This window comes from Pseudomonas sp. S2_A05 (assembly GCF_054668485.1).
On record NZ_CP162775.1, the window covers coordinates 5,847,321 to 5,862,810 of the forward strand.

The following is a 15,490-nucleotide window of genomic DNA, read 5'->3' on the forward strand; positions in this document are numbered from 1 at the left end:
TCATGTCCGACATTTCCCCTTTGATCAAGCGGTCCCTAGTCGATCAGGCTTTGGATCAACTGCGTCAGCGCATCAACAGCGGTGCGTGGCAAGTCGGCGAGCGTCTGCCGACCGAGCCTGAGCTGTGCGCCGAGCTGGGCATCAGCCGCAACACCGTGCGCGAAGCCATGCGTGTTCTGGCATTTTCCGGTCTGATCGAAATTCGCCAAGGCGACGGCAGTTATTTGCGCGCCGTGGTCGATCCGCTGGATACGCTGAAGGCGTTGTCCCGCTGTTCCCCGGAGCAGGCTCGGGAGACCCGACACATCCTTGAAGTCGAGGCCATCGGCCTGGCGGCGTTGCGTCGTACCGATGACGATCTGGCGGCCCTGCGCGAAGCGCTCGGCACCAGCGGCAGCCACTACCATGGTGATCTCGACACTTACATCGCCTGCGATCTGGTGTTCCATCGCCGACTGGTCGACGCCGCGCACAACCCGACCCTCAGCGAGCTGTATCGATATTTCTCCAGCATCGTCGGCGCGCAATTGCGCCAGACCTTGAATATCTCCCCGCGCCGTCAGGAAGTGTTCGATCTGCACATCGACTTGCTCGATGCGGTCGAGCAACGCGACCCGGAGCGGGCCAAAGCCTTGTCGAGGCAGTTGATCAATGAACCTTGAAACCGAGAAATCCATGTCCCGCAGTGAGTTATCCACAGTGTCGAAACGCACCCCCGAACTTGAAGAGCTGCTGATCGATGCCGAGGCTGATGACGAGCAGGTCCAGCAAAGCCACCCATTGGTAAAACGCCCGTGGCTGTTGCTGCTCGGGTTGATTCTGGTGGCGCTGAACCTGCGCCCGGCGTTGTCGAGCATGGCGCCGTTGCTCAGCGAGGTCTCCAGCAGTCTCGGACTGTCTGCGGCGCAGGCGGGATTGCTGACCACGTTGCCGGTGCTGTGCCTGGGCCTGTTTGCGCCGCTGGCGCCGATTCTGGCGCGGCGTTTCGGTGCCGAGCGCGTGGTGCTGGGAATTCTGCTGACGCTGGCCGGCGGCATCATCCTGCGCAGTAATTTCGGCGAGATCGGCCTGTTCGCCGGCAGCGTGCTTGGCGGCGCCAGCATCGGCATTGTCGGCGTGCTGTTACCGGGCATTGTCAAACGCGATTTCGCCAAACATGCCGGGACCATGACCGGCGTCTACACCATGGCGCTGTGCCTGGGTGCGGCGATGGCGGCGGGTTCGACCGTGCCGCTGAGTGAACACTTCGGCAACAGCTGGGCGATGGGCCTGGGCTTCTGGGTGATTCCGGCATTGGTGGCCGCAGTGTTCTGGCTGCCACAAGTCGGCTCCAAACATGGCGCACACAACGTCGCCTATCGCGTGCGCGGGTTGCTGCGTGATCCGCTGGCCTGGCAGGTGACCTTGTACATGGGCCTGCAATCGTCGCTGGCCTACATCGTATTTGGCTGGTTGCCGTCAATCCTCATCGGGCGCGGGCTGACACCGACTCAGGCCGGATTGGTGCTGTCCGGTTCGGTGATCATTCAACTGGCCAGTTCGCTGGCCGCGCCGTGGCTGGCGACCCGGGGCAAGGATCAGCGCCTGGCGATTGTCGTGGTCATGGCGCTGACCCTGGCCGGCCTGTTCGGCTGCCTGTACGCACCGATCGAAGGTCTGTGGGGCTGGGCGATTCTGCTCGGACTGGGGCAGGGCGGCACGTTCAGTCTGGCCCTGACCCTGATCGTGCTGCGCTCGCGTGATTCCCATGTCGCGGCGAACCTGTCGAGCATGTCCCAGGGGTTTGGCTACACGCTGGCGTCCATGGGGCCGTTTGCCGTGGGCGTGGTGCATGACTGGACCGGCGGCTGGAATGCCCTGGGCTGGATCTTCGGCGTTATCGGCGCTGGTGCGATCCTGGCCGGGCTGGGTGCCGGGCGGGCGTTGTATGTGCAGGTGCAAAGCGAAAAGATCTGAATGCACTGGGTGCAAATGTGGGAGCGAGCCTGCTCGCGAAAGCGGTGTTTCGGTCAACATGGATGTTGAATGTTGAATTGCCTTCGCGAGCAGGCTCGCTCCCACAAGGGTTTTGCGTATTGCCGATAGTGTTTCTGCGCGCGGCAGATTATGGTGCTGGCAATCTGTACCTATTTCTTTGGAGATTGCCTTGAGCGAAGCCCATAGCGCCCTGATCACCCGCTTCTACCAAGCCTTTCAGCGCCTTGACGCAGAAGCCATGGCGGCCTGCTACACCGATGATGTGGTCTTCAGCGATCCGGCCTTCGGCGAGTTGCGCGGGCGCGATGCCGGCGACATGTGGCGCATGCTGACTACCCGCGCCAGGGATTTTTCCCTGACTTTTGACAATGTCCGCGCCGACGAGCGCACCGGCGGCGCGCATTGGGTGGCGACTTACCTGTTCAGTCAGACCGGCAACGTCGTGGTCAACGACATCCAGGCGCGCTTCGTCTTCCGGGACGGCAAGATCTGTGAGCACCACGACCACTTCGATCTGTGGCGCTGGTCGCGGCAGGCGTTGGGTTTCAAAGGCCTGCTGCTGGGCTGGACGCCGCTGGTGCGCAACGCGGTACGTGCCCAGGCGCGCAAGGGACTGAAGGCATTTCAGGCCGGGCGCTGATAAGATCGCCGCCTGTTTTCCTACACGTTCAGATCCCGAAGTGACCAGCCTTAGCGAAAAATCCGTCGATGCTGCCGAACCAGTGAGTAAATCCTGGTTCGTCTACCTCGTGCGTGCCGCCAATGGCTCGTTGTATTGCGGAATCAGCGACGACCCCGTACGCCGTTTCGCCAAGCACCAGAGCGGCAAGGGAGCGCGGTTCTTTCTTTCCAGCCCGGCGATGGCGTTGGTCTACACCGAACTGTGCCGTGACAAAAGCGATGCCCTGCGACAGGAACGGCTGATCAAGAAACTCAAGAAGAGCGCCAAGGAATGCCTGGTCGCGTCTTATCAATCTGACTGATTGGTTCCCATCAGGCAGATCGGTAGGCCTGTCAGGCAATGCGCGCTAAGCTGCGGATTCACTTTTCCAGCGGCGGAGCCGAGCATGTCCGAGTTGATTCTGCACCATTACCCGACCTCTCCATTTGCCGAGAAGGCGCGCCTGCTGCTGGGCTTCAAAGGCCTGTCCCGGCGTTCGGTGCATATTTCCCCGGTGATGCCCAAGCCTGATCTGACGGCATTGACCGGTGGCTACCGCAAGACTCCAGTGTTGCAGATCGGTGCCGACATCTATTGCGACACCGCACTGATCGCTCGACGCCTGGAGCAGGAAAAAGCCCTGCCGGCGTTCTTTCCCGAAGGCCAGGAAATGACCAGCGCCAGTTTCGCGGCGTGGGCCGATTCGGTGGTGTTCCAGCACGCGGTGAGCCTGGTGTTCCAGCCAGAATCGGTAGCCGTGCGTTTCGGCAAATTGCCGCCGGAAGCGATCAAGGCCTTCCTGGCCGACCGCGCCGGGTTGTTCAGCGGTGGCAGCGCCACGCGTCTGTCCGCCGAGCAGGCCAAACATCAGTGGCCGACGATTATGGCGCGGCTGGAGCAACAGTTGCAGCGCGAGCAGGGCGACTTCCTCTTCGGCGAGCCATCGATTGCCGACTTCGCCCTGGCGCATCCGCTGTGGTTCCTCAAGGCGACCCACGTCACGGCGCCGCTGGTGGATGAATATCCGGCGGTTGCGGCGTGGCTGGGTCGGGTGCTGGGGTTCGGCCATGGCGCAGCGAGCGAGATGTCCTCTGCCGAGGCATTGGAGGTCGCGCGTAACGCGACGCCAGCGGCATTGCCGGATGAGCGGTTCGTTGATCCGAACGGCTTCAAGACGGGACAGCAAGTGGCAATTGCCGCTGTCGATTACGGCGTTGATCCGGTGGCAGGCGAGTTGTTGTTTGCTGGCAGTGAAGAGCTGATCATTCGCCGTGAAGACGAACGTGGCGGCGTGGTGCATGTGCACTTTCCGCGTTTTGGTTTCCGTATCGAAGCGCGCTGATTTATCAAGCAGCTGCAAAACCTGTGGGAGCGAGCCTGCTCGCGAAGACGATGGATCATTCAACATGGTTGTTGGCTGATGCAGCGCTTTCGCGAGCAGGCTCGCTCCCACATTGGTTATTTCAGGGCTGCAAGGATTTCGTCCGGATCGAACCCGCGAATCAACGTGCCGTTCACATCGATCAGCGGAATCCCGCGTCCACCCAGTGCCTCATACGCCTTGCGCGCATCGGCATCCTTCTCGATGTCGAACTCCTTGAACGGTATGCCCTTGCTGTCGAGAAAGCGTTTGGTCTGTTTGCAGTAGCCGCACCAGTCGGTGGCATAGAGCACGACATTGGCTTGCGCCCGGGTCTGCGGCGAGACCATTTGCGCGGGATTGAATACCCGCTCGATCTTGCCCCAGTTCTGATAGACCACGACCACCAGCAGCACCAGGGCGACCTTTTTCAGCACATTGCCGAGCATCAGTTACGCCGCTTCAACTGATCGGTCAGCGAAGTCGGCAGGCCTTTGATGATCAGGGTGCCGTTCTCTTCGTCGTACTCGATCTTCGAGCCCAGCAGGTGCGCTTCGAAGCTGATCGACAAACCTTCGGCGCGGCCGGTGAAACGACGGAATTGATTGAGGGTGCGCTTGTCTGCCGGAATCTCTGGCGACAGGCCATAGTCCTTGTTGCGGATGTGATCGTAGAAGGCTTTCGGGCGTTCCTCGTCGATCAGCTCCGACAGCTCCTCAAGACCCATCGGTTCGCCGAGCTTGGCACTGGCTGCTGGCATAGTCGACCAGGGTCTTGGTTTTCTCGCGGGCCGAGTCTTCCGGCAGGTCTTCGCTCTCGACAAAGTCACTGAAGGCCTTGAGCAGTGTGCGCGTCTCGCCGGGGCCGTCGACGCCTTCCTGGCAACCGATGAAGTCGCGGAAATACTCCGAGACCTTCTTGCCATTCTTGCCCTTGATGAACGAGATGTACTGTTTCGACTGCTTGTTGTTCTGCCACTCCGAGACATTGATCCGCGCTGCCAGATGCAACTGGCCAAGGTCGAGATGGCGCGAGGGCGTCACGTCGAGCTCGTCGGTCACCGCCACACCTTCGCTGTGATGCAGCAGGGCGATCGCCAGATAGTCGGTCATGCCTTGCTGATAGTGGGCGAACAGCACGTGGCCACCCACCGACAGGTTGGATTCTTCCATCAGTTTCTGCAGATGCTCGACCGCCACTTTACTGAACGCGGTGAAGTCACGGCCGCCTTCCATATACTCCTTCAGCCAGCCGCTGAACGGGAATGCGCCGGATTCCGGATGGAACAGGCCCCAGGCTTTGCCCTGTTTGGCGTTGTAGCTTTCGTTGAGGTCGGCGAGCATGTTTTCGATGGCTGCGGACTCGGCCAGTTCAGAGTCACGGGCGTGCAGAACTGCGGGCGTGCCGTCGGGTTTTTTGTCGATCAGGTGGACGATGCAATGACGGATCGGCATGGGCTTCTCGGCTGTTGGAAGGGAGGAGGGCAGGCTCCCCGAAAAAGCGCTCAGTGTACCGCAACCACTGGTTTTGGCGCGGGTTGCAGGGCAAAACCGGGGCGCGCGCCCGGCCTTAAGCGGTTTTTTACCGATTTAGCGCAATAAAGCTGACCAAATGGGTAGCTAGAGGCGGATATTTCCTTGTCGCTGTGCTAGTTTTGCCCGGTCTTACGCGAAGTCACTGCGTTAAGCGTGCATTCAGCATTTGTCAGGTCGAACCAAACCCTGATTTCGGCATCTATAACCCGACTCGTCGTGGTTATCGCCGAGGGTGCCAGATCCAGAAGATCGGGCTCGATGGCTGACACTGCACTCTGCAATCCATATGAATTTGATAGGGAAGGAACACTACATGGCTCTTACTAAAGACCAACTGATCGCCGACATCGCTGAAGCTATCGACGCGCCGAAAACCACCGCGCGTAACGCTCTGGACCAACTGGGCCAAATCGTTGCCGATCAGCTGGAAAACGGCGGCGAAATCACCTTGCCAGGTATCGGCAAGCTGAAAGTGACCGAGCGTCCTGCCCGCACCGGCCGTAACCCTTCGACTGGCGCTGCCATCGAAATCCCTGCAAAGAAAGTGATCAAGCTGGTTGTGGCCAAAGGCCTGACCGACGCTGTGAACAAGTAAGACGCAGCGATAAAAAAACCGTGCTTCGGAGTGATCCGGGGCACGGTTTTTTTGTGTCTGTGATTTAGCGACTGAATCGCAGTGCCAATGTGGGAGCGAGCCTGCTCGCGAAAGCGGTAGGTCAGTCGATATTGAAGCTGACTGACACGCCGCCTTCGCGAGCAGGCTCGCTCCCACAGGGGATCTGCTGTGTGTTAGCGAACCCAGCGCTCGCGTCGCCAGATCTGCTGCTCGGACTTGGTCTGGAAGGTCCAGGCAACAAAGCGGCTCTGCTTCTGGCCCTGCGACATCTCCACGACCTGGCTCTCCAGCACGCCAGCCTTCTTCAGTGCGGTCTCGATGGCCGGCAGGTTCGAGGCCTTCGACACCGGGGTGCTGAACCACAACACTTTGTGCTGGAAGTTCGCACTTTCGGCAATCAACTGCGTCACAAAGCGCGCTTCACCGCCTTCACACCACAGCTCCGCCGATTGCCCACCGAAGTTCAGCACCGGCAGCTTGCGTTTCGGGTCGGCCTTGCCCAAGGCGCGCCATTTGCGCTCGCTGCCCTTGGTCGCTTCTTCCATCGAAGCGTGGAACGGCGGGTTGCACATGGTCAGGTCGAAGCGCTCGCCCGGCTCCAGCAAGCCGATGAGGATGTGTTTGCGGTTTTCCTGCTGGCGCAGCTGGATCACCTTGCTCAGATCGTTGGACTGCACGATGGCTCGCGCCGCCGCCACGGCTGTCGGGTCGATCTCCGAGCCGAGGAAGTGCCAACGGTATTCGCTGTTGCCGATCAACGGATAAACGCAGTTGGCGCCCATGCCGATATCCAGCACATTGACGATCGCGCCGCGCGGGACCTTGCCGTCGTTCATGCTCGCCAGCAGGTCGGCGAGAAAGTGCACATAGTCGGCACGCCCCGGAACCGGAGGGCAGAGGTAATCCGCCGGGATGTCCCAATGCTGGATGCCGTAGAACGCCTTGAGCAGCGCCCGATTGAACACACGTACCGCGTCGGGGCTGGCGAAGTCGATGCTTTCCTTGCCGTACGGGTTGGTGATCACGTACTTGGCCAGTTCCGGCGTGGTCTTGATCAGCGCCGGAAAGTCGTAACGACCCTGATGGCGATTGCGCGGGTGCAGGCTGGCCTTCTCGCGCGGCTCGACGGCTTTGCTCGGGGAGGCGGCGTCAGGCTTCTTGCGCGCAGGTTTGGGTGTGCGGGGGGCGGTCATGGGCGTGGTCGATTCGGGTATGGCTGAAAGTGGCGGGCATTGTCCCACATCTGAAGGCAACACCGTTCAAACTGTGGGAGCGAGCCTGCTCGCGAAGGCGGTTTCACATCCGGCAGATTTGTCGGCTGACACAGCGCTTTCGCGAGCAGGCTCGCTCCCACAGGGGACTCAAGGTTTTTCAGGAATAAAAAAGGGAGGCCACTTGGGCCTCCCTTTTTCAGTGCGGTTTGCCGTTACAGACTGGCAATCCGCGCGTGCTGCTCGGCCAGCTTGCCCAGGGCTTGTTCGGCCTCGGCCAGTTTGGCGCGTTCCTTCTCGATGACTTCGGCCGGGGCCTTGTCGACGAATCCTGCGTTGGAAAGCTTGCCGCCAACCCGCTGGACTTCGCCCTGCAGACGCAGGATTTCCTTGTCCAGACGCGCCAGTTCGGCGCCCTTGTCGATCAGACCGGCCATCGGCACCAGCACTTCCATCTCGCCGACCAGTGCGGTGGCGGACAGCGGTGCTTCTTCGCCAGCGGCGAGTACGGTGATCGATTCCAGGCGCGCCAGCTTCTTCAGCAGCGCTTCGTTCTCGGTCAGGCGGCGCTGGTTGTCAGCGCTGACATTCTTCAGGAAGATCGGCAGTGGCTTGCCCGGGCCGATGTTCATCTCGCCACGAATGTTGCGCGTGCCGAGCATCAGTTCCTTGAGCCATTCGATGTCGTTTTCCGCCGCCGGATCGATGCGCTCTTCGTTGGCCACCGGCCAGGGTTGCAGCATGATCGTCTTGCCCTGGATGCCGGCCAGCGGCGCGATGCGCTGCCAGATTTCTTCAGTGATGAACGGCATGAACGGATGCGCCAGACGCAGCGCCACTTCCAGCACGCGTACCAGCGTCCGGCGAGTGCCGCGCTGACGTTCGACCGGTGCGTTCTCGTCCCACAGCACAGGCTTGGACAGTTCCAGATACCAGTCGCAGTACTGGTTCCAGATGAACTCGTACAACGCTTGCGCGGCGAGGTCGAAACGGAACTGATCCAGTTGGCGGGTCACTTCGGCTTCGGTGCGTTGCAGCTGCGAGATGATCCAGCGATCAGCCAGCGACAGCTCGTAGGCTTCGCCGTTCTGGCCGCAGTCTTCGCCCTTGTCCAGAACGTAACGCGCGGCGTTCCAGATCTTGTTGCAGAAGTTGCGATAGCCTTCGACGCGACCCATGTCGAACTTGATGTCGCGACCGGTCGAGGCCAGCGAGCAGAACGTGAAGCGCAGGGCGTCGGTGCCGTAGCTTTCGATGCCGTTGGCGAACTCTTCGCGGGTGGCTTTCTCGATCTTCTTCGCCAGTTTCGGTTGCATCAGGCCCGAGGTGCGCTTCTGCACCAGGGTTTCCAGGTCGATGCCGTCGATGATGTCCAGCGGGTCAAGGACGTTGCCCTTGGACTTGGACATCTTCTGGCCTTGGCCGTCGCGTACCAGACCGTGTACGTACACAGTCTTGAACGGAACCTGCGGCGTGCCGTCTTCGTTCTTCATCAGGTGCATGGTCATCATGATCATCCGGGCAACCCAGAAGAAAATGATGTCGAAACCGGTGACCAGCACGTCGGTAGAGTGGAATTTCTTCAGGAACTCGGTCTGCTCAGGCCAGCCCAGGGTCGAGAAGGTCCACAGGCCGGAACTGAACCAGGTGTCGAGTACGTCGTTGTCCTGTTGCAGTGCAACGTCCGGGCCGAGGTTGTGCTTGGCACGGACTTCGGCTTCGTCGCGACCGACGTAGACCTTGCCCGACTCGTCGTACCAGGCCGGAATCCGGTGGCCCCACCACAGCTGACGGCTGATGCACCAGTCCTGGATGTCGCGCATCCACGAGAAGTACATGTTTTCGTACTGCTTGGGCACGAACTGGATGCGACCGTCTTCAACGGCAGCAATCGCCGGCTCGGCCAGCGGCTTGGTCGATACGTACCACTGGTCGGTCAGCCACGGCTCGATGACCGTGCCGGAGCGATCGCCTTTCGGCGTTTTCAGATTGTGATCGTTGACACTCACCAGCAGGCCGGCGGCGTCGAACGCGGCAACGATCTGCTTGCGCGCTTCGAAACGTTCCAGGCCAGCGAACTCGGCCGGAATCTTGCCGTCGATGCTCTCGTTCAGCGTGCCGTCGAGGTTGAACACCTGAGCGGCAGGCAGCACGTTGGCGTTCTTGTCGAAGATGTTCAGCAGCGGCAGGTTGTGGCGCTTGCCGACTTCGTAGTCGTTGAAATCGTGGGCCGGGGTGATTTTCACGCAGCCGGTGCCGAATTCAGGGTCGCAATAATCGTCGGCGATGATCGGGATGCGGCGGCCAACCAGTGGCAGCTCGACGAATTTGCCGATCAGCGCTTTGTAGCGTTCGTCGTTCGGGTTAACCGCGACGGCGGAGTCACCGAGCATGGTTTCCGGACGGGTGGTGGCGACGATCAGGAAGTCATCGCCCTCGGCGGTTTTTACACCATCGGCCAATGGGTATTTCAGGTTCCACAGGAAGCCTTTCTCTTCGTGGTTTTCCACTTCGAGGTCGGAAATCGCCGTGTGCAGTTTGGTGTCCCAGTTGACCAGACGCTTGCCGCGGTAGATCAGGCCGTCTTCATGCAGGCGCACGAAAGCTTCCTTGACCGCTTCCGAGAGGCCGTCGTCCATGGTAAAGCGCTCGCGGCTCCAGTCGACGGACGAGCCGAGGCGGCGGATCTGCCGGCTGATGTTGCCGCCGGACTGATCTTTCCATTCCCAGACTTTCTCGAGGAATTTTTCCCGGCCCAGATCGTGACGATTCTGGCCCTGGGCTTCGAGTTGGCGCTCCACCAGCATCTGCGTGGCGATACCGGCGTGGTCGGTGCCCGGCTGCCACAGGGTGTCGCGACCCTGCATGCGGCGGAAACGGATCAACGCGTCCATGATCGCGTTGTTGAAACCGTGACCCATGTGCAGGCTGCCGGTGACGTTCGGCGGCGGGATCATGATCGTGTAGGACTCGCCCGCGCCTTGCGGGGCGAAGTAGTTCTCGGACTCCCGGGTCTTGTACCAGGAAGTTTCAATGGCGTGCGGCTGGTAGGTCTTATCCATGCGCGGCGGGACCCTATTGGCATTTATTCAGGAAAAGCCGGGAAGTATAGCGGGGCGTGGTGCCGAGGGCGAGCGGGGGAGGTCGGGCGGAGATCTAAATGTAGGAGCTGCCGAAGGCTGCGATCTTTTGATCTTGTTTTTTGTGAAAGCAAAGTCAAAAGATCGCAGCCTTCGGCAGCTCCTACACCAGCGGCTTATTCGTACTGGCTGAGCAGCCGCTCCATCCGCGCATCCAGGCGGCGTTTGATTTCGGTTTCGATGTGCGGGGCGAAGTCGTCGATCACGTCTTGCATGATCAATTGCGCGGCGGCGCGCAGTTCGCTGTCCAGGTGCAGGAGAGCGTCGGGACCTTTATCGACCGGTGCGGCAGCCGGGGCAGCCGGCGGCGCTGGTGGCGGCTCGACGGCCGCCGGCTGATTGCCGACGGAATCGAACAGCATCGGAATCTGTTCCTGTTCGCCGTCATCGACCGTATCGGTCAACAGCGGCGGTTGCAGGTTGTCATCGCCGAGCAACTGGCGGATCGATTCGAGATCGTCCAGCAGGTGTGCGGATTTCTGTTGCGGTTTCGGAGTGTCCATTGGAATGCTCAGAGTCGCTGTAAACGGTGGTCTTGCAGAGAATAGCCCTGTTCGCGGTAGAAACGGAAACTCTCCCGCGCCGCTGCGCGGATGGTCGGATCTTCCACCACCACTTCCGCCACGCGGGCGAATTTGCTGGCGAAGGCCGGGACTTTCAGATCGAGATTGACCAGCAGATCCTGGTGCTCACCGCAGTCTGCCCCGTGTCCCAGCACGATCAAACCGTCGGGCTCACTGTCGGCAGGGCCGTGAGGCACGAAACTTTCGCCCTTGAATGCCCACAGACGCGCATCGAGATCGTCACGTTGGGCCGCATCGCTGCAATGCAGGTAGATGCGATGGCCCATGCGCCAGGCTTTCTCGGTGAGCTTGCAGGCGAAATCCAGACGCGCTGAAGGATCGGCGCTGGGCAGGATATAGAAGTCGACTTTGGTCATTGCGGTTCCAGAGCGGCAAGCGGCGTCACCCGAAAGTGGCGCCGCCGCCCATCAGCGGTGTCAGGCTTTGGCGCGATCGAGCAGGTACTGGGTCAGCAGCGGAACCGGACGGCCAGTGGCGCCCTTGTCCTTGCCGCCGCTGGTCCATGCCGTGCCGGCGATGTCCAGGTGCGCCCAGTTGAGGTTCTTGGTGAAGCGCGACAGGAAGCAGGCGGCAGTGATGGTGCCGGCCTTCGGCCCGCCAATGTTGGCGATGTCGGCGAACGGGCTGTCCAGCTGCTCTTGATACTCGTCGAACAGCGGCAGTTGCCGGGCGCGGTCGTCGGCAGCCTTGCCGGCGCTGAGCAGTTGGTCGATCAGTTCGTCGTTGTTGCCCAGCAGGCCGGACGTGTGTGCGCCCGGGGCCACCACGCAAGCACCGGTCAGGGTGGCGATGTCGATCACCGCTTGTGGCTTGAAGCGCTCGGCGTAGGTCAGCGCATCGCACAGCACCAGACGGCCTTCGGCGTCGGTGTTGAGGATTTCCACGGTCTGGCCGCTCATGGTGGTGACGATGTCGCCCGGACGGGTCGCATTGCCGCTCGGCATGTTTTCGGCGCAGGCGAGGATGCACACCAGATTGATCGGCAGTTTCAGCTCAAGCACGGCGCGCAATGTGCCGAACACGGAGGCAGCGCCGCCCATGTCGTACTTCATCTCGTCCATGCCGGCGCCCGGCTTCAGGCTGATGCCGCCGGTGTCGAAGGTGATGCCCTTGCCGACCAGCGCGTATGGCTTCTCGGATTTCTTGCCACCGTTGTATTGCATGACGATCAGGCGCGGCGGCTGGGCGCTGCCCTGGCCCACAGCGTAGAACGAACCCATTCCCAGAGACTTGATCTTCTTCTCGTCGAGCACTTCGACTTTCAGATCCTTGAACTCTTTGCCCGGGTTCTTGGCCTGTTCGCCCATGAACGTCGGGTGGCAGATGTTCGGTGGCAGGTTGCCCAGATCGCGGGTGAACGCCATGCCGTTGGCGATGGCGGTGGCGTGGTTCACGGCGCGCTGCACTTCGGCCTGCGCAGCCTTGATGGTCAGCAGGGTGATTTTCTTCAGAGCGCGCGGTTCGGCTTTCTGGCTCTTGAACTGGTCGAAGGTGTAGCCGCCGTCGACCAGGGTTTCCGCCAGCAGGCGGGTCTTGCCGTAGCTGTCGCGACCTTTGACGATGACTTCATCCAGCGCCAGTACGGCATCGCCGCCGCCCAGGCCTTTGAGGGTGTTGAGGATGCCGGCAACGATTTTGCGGAACGGACGGTCGCCCAGTTCCTCGTCCTTGCCCACGCCGACCAGCAACACGCGCTCGGCTTTCAGGTTCGGCAGGCTGTGCAGCAGCAGGCTTTGACCGACCTTGCCGGCCAGGTCGCCACGCTTGAGCACGGCGCTGATGGCACCACCGCTCGACTCGTCGACCAGTCTGGCGGCGACACCGAGTTTGCGGCCTTCGCCGACGGCAACCACCAGGGTGGCGGTTTTCAACGTTTCTGGGCTAACGCTTTTTACAACCAGTTCCATGTCCGGATCCCTGAATGAATGGTCAACACGCAGGCGTTCGACGCTGTTCGCAGTCGCCTGCTTATAGATAGAAGAGGCGCAGGCCAAAGCCTGCGACAAGGGCCGCAGTTTGAACCTCGCTCCCCGCGCCTGACAACCCTCAGCAAAGGATTACAGAGATGGATGAGTGTGCGCAGTGACAGGCGCACCCAATCACAGGATAATGCCGCATCTTTTTTCGACCGCTCTGCATGGCGGGCCGGTCGATGTGTTTGCTTGTTTGGCCGCCTTAGCCTGACAACCCTGGAGTGTCTGGTTTGATCGTCTTCCGTTATCTGTCCCGCGAAGTCCTGTTGACCCTCAGCGCCGTAAGTGCCGTGCTGCTGGTCATCATCATGAGCGGTCGCTTCATCAAATACCTGGCGCAGGCTGCAGCCGGTCAGCTCGATCCGGGCTCGCTGTTCCTGATCATGGGCTTTCGTCTGCCGGGTTTCCTGCAACTGATTCTGCCGCTGGGCCTGTTCCTCGGGATCCTGCTGGCCTACGGTCGCCTGTACCTTGAAAGCGAAATGACCGTGCTTTCGGCCACCGGCATGAGCCAGCAGAAGCTGTTTCGCATGACCCTGTTTCCGGCGATGCTGGTGGCACTGGTGGTCGCGTGGCTGAGCCTCGGCCTGGCTCCGCAGGGCGCCAACCAGTTTCAGCTGCTGCTGAACAAGCAGGACGCGCTGACCGAGTTCGATACCCTCGAGCCGGGCCGCTTCCAGGCCCTGCGTGATGGCACTCGGGTGACCTACACCGAAACCCTGAGCGACGATCGCGTCAATCTCGGCAGCGTGTTCATCTCGCAGAAGAACCTCGGTGCCGATAAGAAGGACCGCGGGATTTCCGTACTGGTGGCCGAGTCGGGCCGTCAGGAAATCCGCCCCGATGGCAATCGCTACCTGATTCTCGACAACGGCTATCGTTATGACGGCAGCCCCGGGCAGGCCGATTACCGCGCCATCCATTACGAAACCTACGGCGTGCTGCTGCCCAAGCCGGACGTCAGCGAAGAAGTCACCGATCGCGATGCGATGCCGACGTCGTCCCTGTGGGGCAGCGACGACATTCGTTCGAAAACCGAGCTGCAATGGCGCATGTCGCTGCCGTTGCTGGTGTTCATCGTGACCCTGATGGCGGTGCCGCTGTCGCGGGTGAATCCGCGTCAGGGGCGTTTCCTCAAGCTGCTGCCGGCGATTCTTCTTTATATGGCTTACCTGACCATCCTGATTGCCGCTCGCGGCGCCCTTGAAAAAGGCAAGATCCCGCCGGCCCTCGGTCTGTGGTGGGTACACGCGATCTTTTTGGTGATCGGCCTCGGCCTGCTTTACTGGGAGCCGCTGCGTCTGAAGCTGGCCAGCCGTCGCAGCGCTGCGCTGGAGGTGGCCCGTGGTTAAACTCGACCGCTACATCGGCAGCAGCGTGTTCATGGCGATCATCGCCGTGCTGGCGATCATCCTCGGCCTGGCGACGCTGTTTGCCTTCATCGATGAAATGGGCGACGTCAGCGACACCTACACCCTGGTCGACGTGCTCGGTTTTGTATTGCTGACCGCACCGCGCCGGCTGTATGAAATGTTGCCGATGGCCGCATTGATCGGCTGCCTCATCGGTCTCGGCAGTCTGGCCAGCAGCAGTGAGCTGACGGTCATGCGCGCTGCTGGCGTGTCGATCGGCCGTATCGTCTGGGCTGTGATGAAGCCGATGCTGGTGCTGATGCTCGCCGGCGTGCTGATTGGCGAATACGTCGCCCCGGCCACCGAAAGCATGGCCCAGTGCCAATCGCTCGCTGGCCCAGGGCAGCGGCGATGCGCAAAGCGCCAAGCACGGTATGTGGCACCGTCAGGGTGAAGAATTCATCCACATCAACGCGGTTCAGCCGAACGGTCTGTTGTACGGCGTGACACGCTATCACTTCGACAAGGAGCGCCATCTGCTCAGCTCCAGCTTCGCCAAGAAGGCCGAGTTCGACGGCACCAAGTGGCAGCTCACCGACGTTGCCACCACGCTGTTCCATGAGCGCAGTACTGAAGTGGTCAATAGTCCGAGCGAGGAGTGGGACGTGGCGTTGAGCCCGCAGCTGCTCAGCACCGTGGTGATGGCGCCGGAATCGCTGTCGATCAGCGGTCTGTGGGGCTACATCCACTATCTGGCGGAGCAGGGCCTGAGCAATGGTCGCTACTGGCTGGCATTTTGGGTCAAGGTGTTGCAGCCGCTGGTGACCGCCGCGCTGGTGCTGATGGCGATCTCGTTCATCTTCGGCCCACTGCGCTCGGTGACCCTTGGTCAGCGGGTCTTCACTGGCGTGCTGGTGGGCTTCACCTTCCGCATCGTCCAGGATCTGCTGGGGCCATCGAGTCTGGTGTTCGGTTTCTCGCCGCTGTTTGCGGTGCTGGTGCCGGCCGGCGTGTGTGCGCTGGCGGGTGTCTGGCTGCTCAGGCGAGCGGGCTGATGAACAAGCTTTCATTCAGCGCTTGA

13 protein-coding genes and 2 pseudogenes are annotated in these 15,490 nt (G+C 61.2%); 8 read left to right on the forward strand and 7 right to left on the reverse strand.

Annotated features, from left to right (window positions below; all coding sequences use genetic code 11):
• Window positions 1-2: 2 nt before the first annotated feature.
• From AB4O12_RS26365 to AB4O12_RS26385, 5 genes are all read left to right on the forward strand, one after another.
• The gene (locus tag AB4O12_RS26365; protein WP_460059979.1) at window positions 3-662 is read left to right on the forward strand and encodes a FadR/GntR family transcriptional regulator; all 660 of its coding nucleotides are present in this window, start codon (window positions 3-5) and stop codon (window positions 660-662) included.
• On the forward strand, window positions 652-1,956 hold the full coding sequence (locus AB4O12_RS26370; RefSeq protein ID WP_460059980.1) for a CynX/NimT family MFS transporter: 1,305 nt from the start codon (window positions 652-654) through the stop codon (window positions 1,954-1,956). The genes AB4O12_RS26365 and AB4O12_RS26370 overlap by 11 nt, the downstream gene beginning before the upstream one ends.
• 190 nt (window positions 1,957-2,146) lie before the next feature.
• On the forward strand, window positions 2,147-2,617 hold the full coding sequence (locus AB4O12_RS26375) for a nuclear transport factor 2 family protein (RefSeq protein ID WP_095180432.1): 471 nt from the start codon (window positions 2,147-2,149) through the stop codon (window positions 2,615-2,617).
• Between the two features lie 40 nt (window positions 2,618-2,657).
• Entirely contained in the window at window positions 2,658-2,960 is a 303-nt protein-coding gene (locus tag AB4O12_RS26380) for a GIY-YIG nuclease family protein (protein ID WP_095180433.1), read from the forward strand.
• 84 nt (window positions 2,961-3,044) lie between these two features.
• A complete protein-coding gene (locus AB4O12_RS26385; RefSeq protein ID WP_460059982.1) occupies window positions 3,045-3,980 on the forward strand; it encodes a glutathione S-transferase family protein in 936 nt (311 codons plus the stop codon).
• A 116-nt stretch (window positions 3,981-4,096) separates the two neighbouring features.
• Here the strand turns inward: AB4O12_RS26385 and AB4O12_RS26390 are convergent, their stop codons facing one another.
• Together AB4O12_RS26390 and yejK are read right to left on the reverse strand one after the other, a co-directional pair.
• Window positions 4,097-4,447: a glutaredoxin family protein gene (locus AB4O12_RS26390; protein WP_056783081.1), complete on the reverse strand. Its 351-nt coding sequence runs from the start codon at window positions 4,445-4,447 to the stop codon at window positions 4,097-4,099.
• A pseudogene (gene yejK / locus AB4O12_RS26395) lies at window positions 4,447-5,452 on the reverse strand (nucleoid-associated protein YejK). The gene AB4O12_RS26390 and the pseudogene yejK overlap by 1 nt, the downstream one beginning before the upstream one ends.
• Window positions 5,453-5,846: 394 nt before the next feature.
• On the opposite strand from yejK, the gene AB4O12_RS26400 reads away from it, so the two are divergent.
• Window positions 5,847-6,128, forward strand: a complete 282-nt coding sequence (locus AB4O12_RS26400; protein WP_003221909.1) for an HU family DNA-binding protein — start codon at window positions 5,847-5,849, stop codon at window positions 6,126-6,128.
• Window positions 6,129-6,322: 194 nt separating this feature from the next.
• On the opposite strand, the gene rlmF is transcribed toward AB4O12_RS26400, so the two are convergent.
• The 5 genes from rlmF to AB4O12_RS26425 all read right to left on the reverse strand — a co-directional run bounded on the left by rlmF (window position 6,323) and on the right by AB4O12_RS26425 (window position 12,991).
• The gene (gene rlmF / locus AB4O12_RS26405) at window positions 6,323-7,342 is read right to left on the reverse strand and encodes a 23S rRNA (adenine(1618)-N(6))-methyltransferase RlmF (protein WP_460059983.1); all 1,020 of its coding nucleotides are present in this window, start codon (window positions 7,340-7,342) and stop codon (window positions 6,323-6,325) included.
• A gap of 233 nt (window positions 7,343-7,575) precedes the next feature.
• Window positions 7,576-10,422 (reverse strand): valine--tRNA ligase, encoded by a 2,847-nt coding sequence (locus AB4O12_RS26410; RefSeq protein ID WP_460059984.1) that lies wholly within the window; start codon window positions 10,420-10,422, stop codon window positions 7,576-7,578.
• A 194-nt stretch (window positions 10,423-10,616) separates the two neighbouring features.
• Entirely contained in the window at window positions 10,617-11,003 is a 387-nt protein-coding gene (locus tag AB4O12_RS26415; protein ID WP_056783087.1) for a hypothetical protein, read from the reverse strand.
• Between the two features lie 8 nt (window positions 11,004-11,011).
• Window positions 11,012-11,440: a DNA polymerase III subunit chi gene (locus AB4O12_RS26420; protein WP_056783088.1), complete on the reverse strand. Its 429-nt coding sequence runs from the start codon at window positions 11,438-11,440 to the stop codon at window positions 11,012-11,014.
• A 60-nt stretch (window positions 11,441-11,500) separates the two neighbouring features.
• A complete protein-coding gene (locus tag AB4O12_RS26425) occupies window positions 11,501-12,991 on the reverse strand; it encodes a leucyl aminopeptidase (RefSeq protein ID WP_460059985.1) in 1,491 nt (496 codons plus the stop codon).
• 296 nt (window positions 12,992-13,287) lie between these two features.
• Between AB4O12_RS26425 and lptF the strand changes: the two genes are divergently transcribed.
• Both lptF and lptG read left to right on the forward strand, forming a co-directional pair.
• Entirely contained in the window at window positions 13,288-14,409 is a 1,122-nt protein-coding gene (lptF, locus tag AB4O12_RS26430; RefSeq protein ID WP_460059986.1) for an LPS export ABC transporter permease LptF, read from the forward strand.
• Window positions 14,402-15,464, forward strand: a pseudogene (gene lptG / locus AB4O12_RS26435) (LPS export ABC transporter permease LptG). Before lptF ends, lptG begins: the two are co-directional and overlap by 8 nt.
• The last annotated feature ends 26 nt before the right edge of the window (window positions 15,465-15,490 follow it).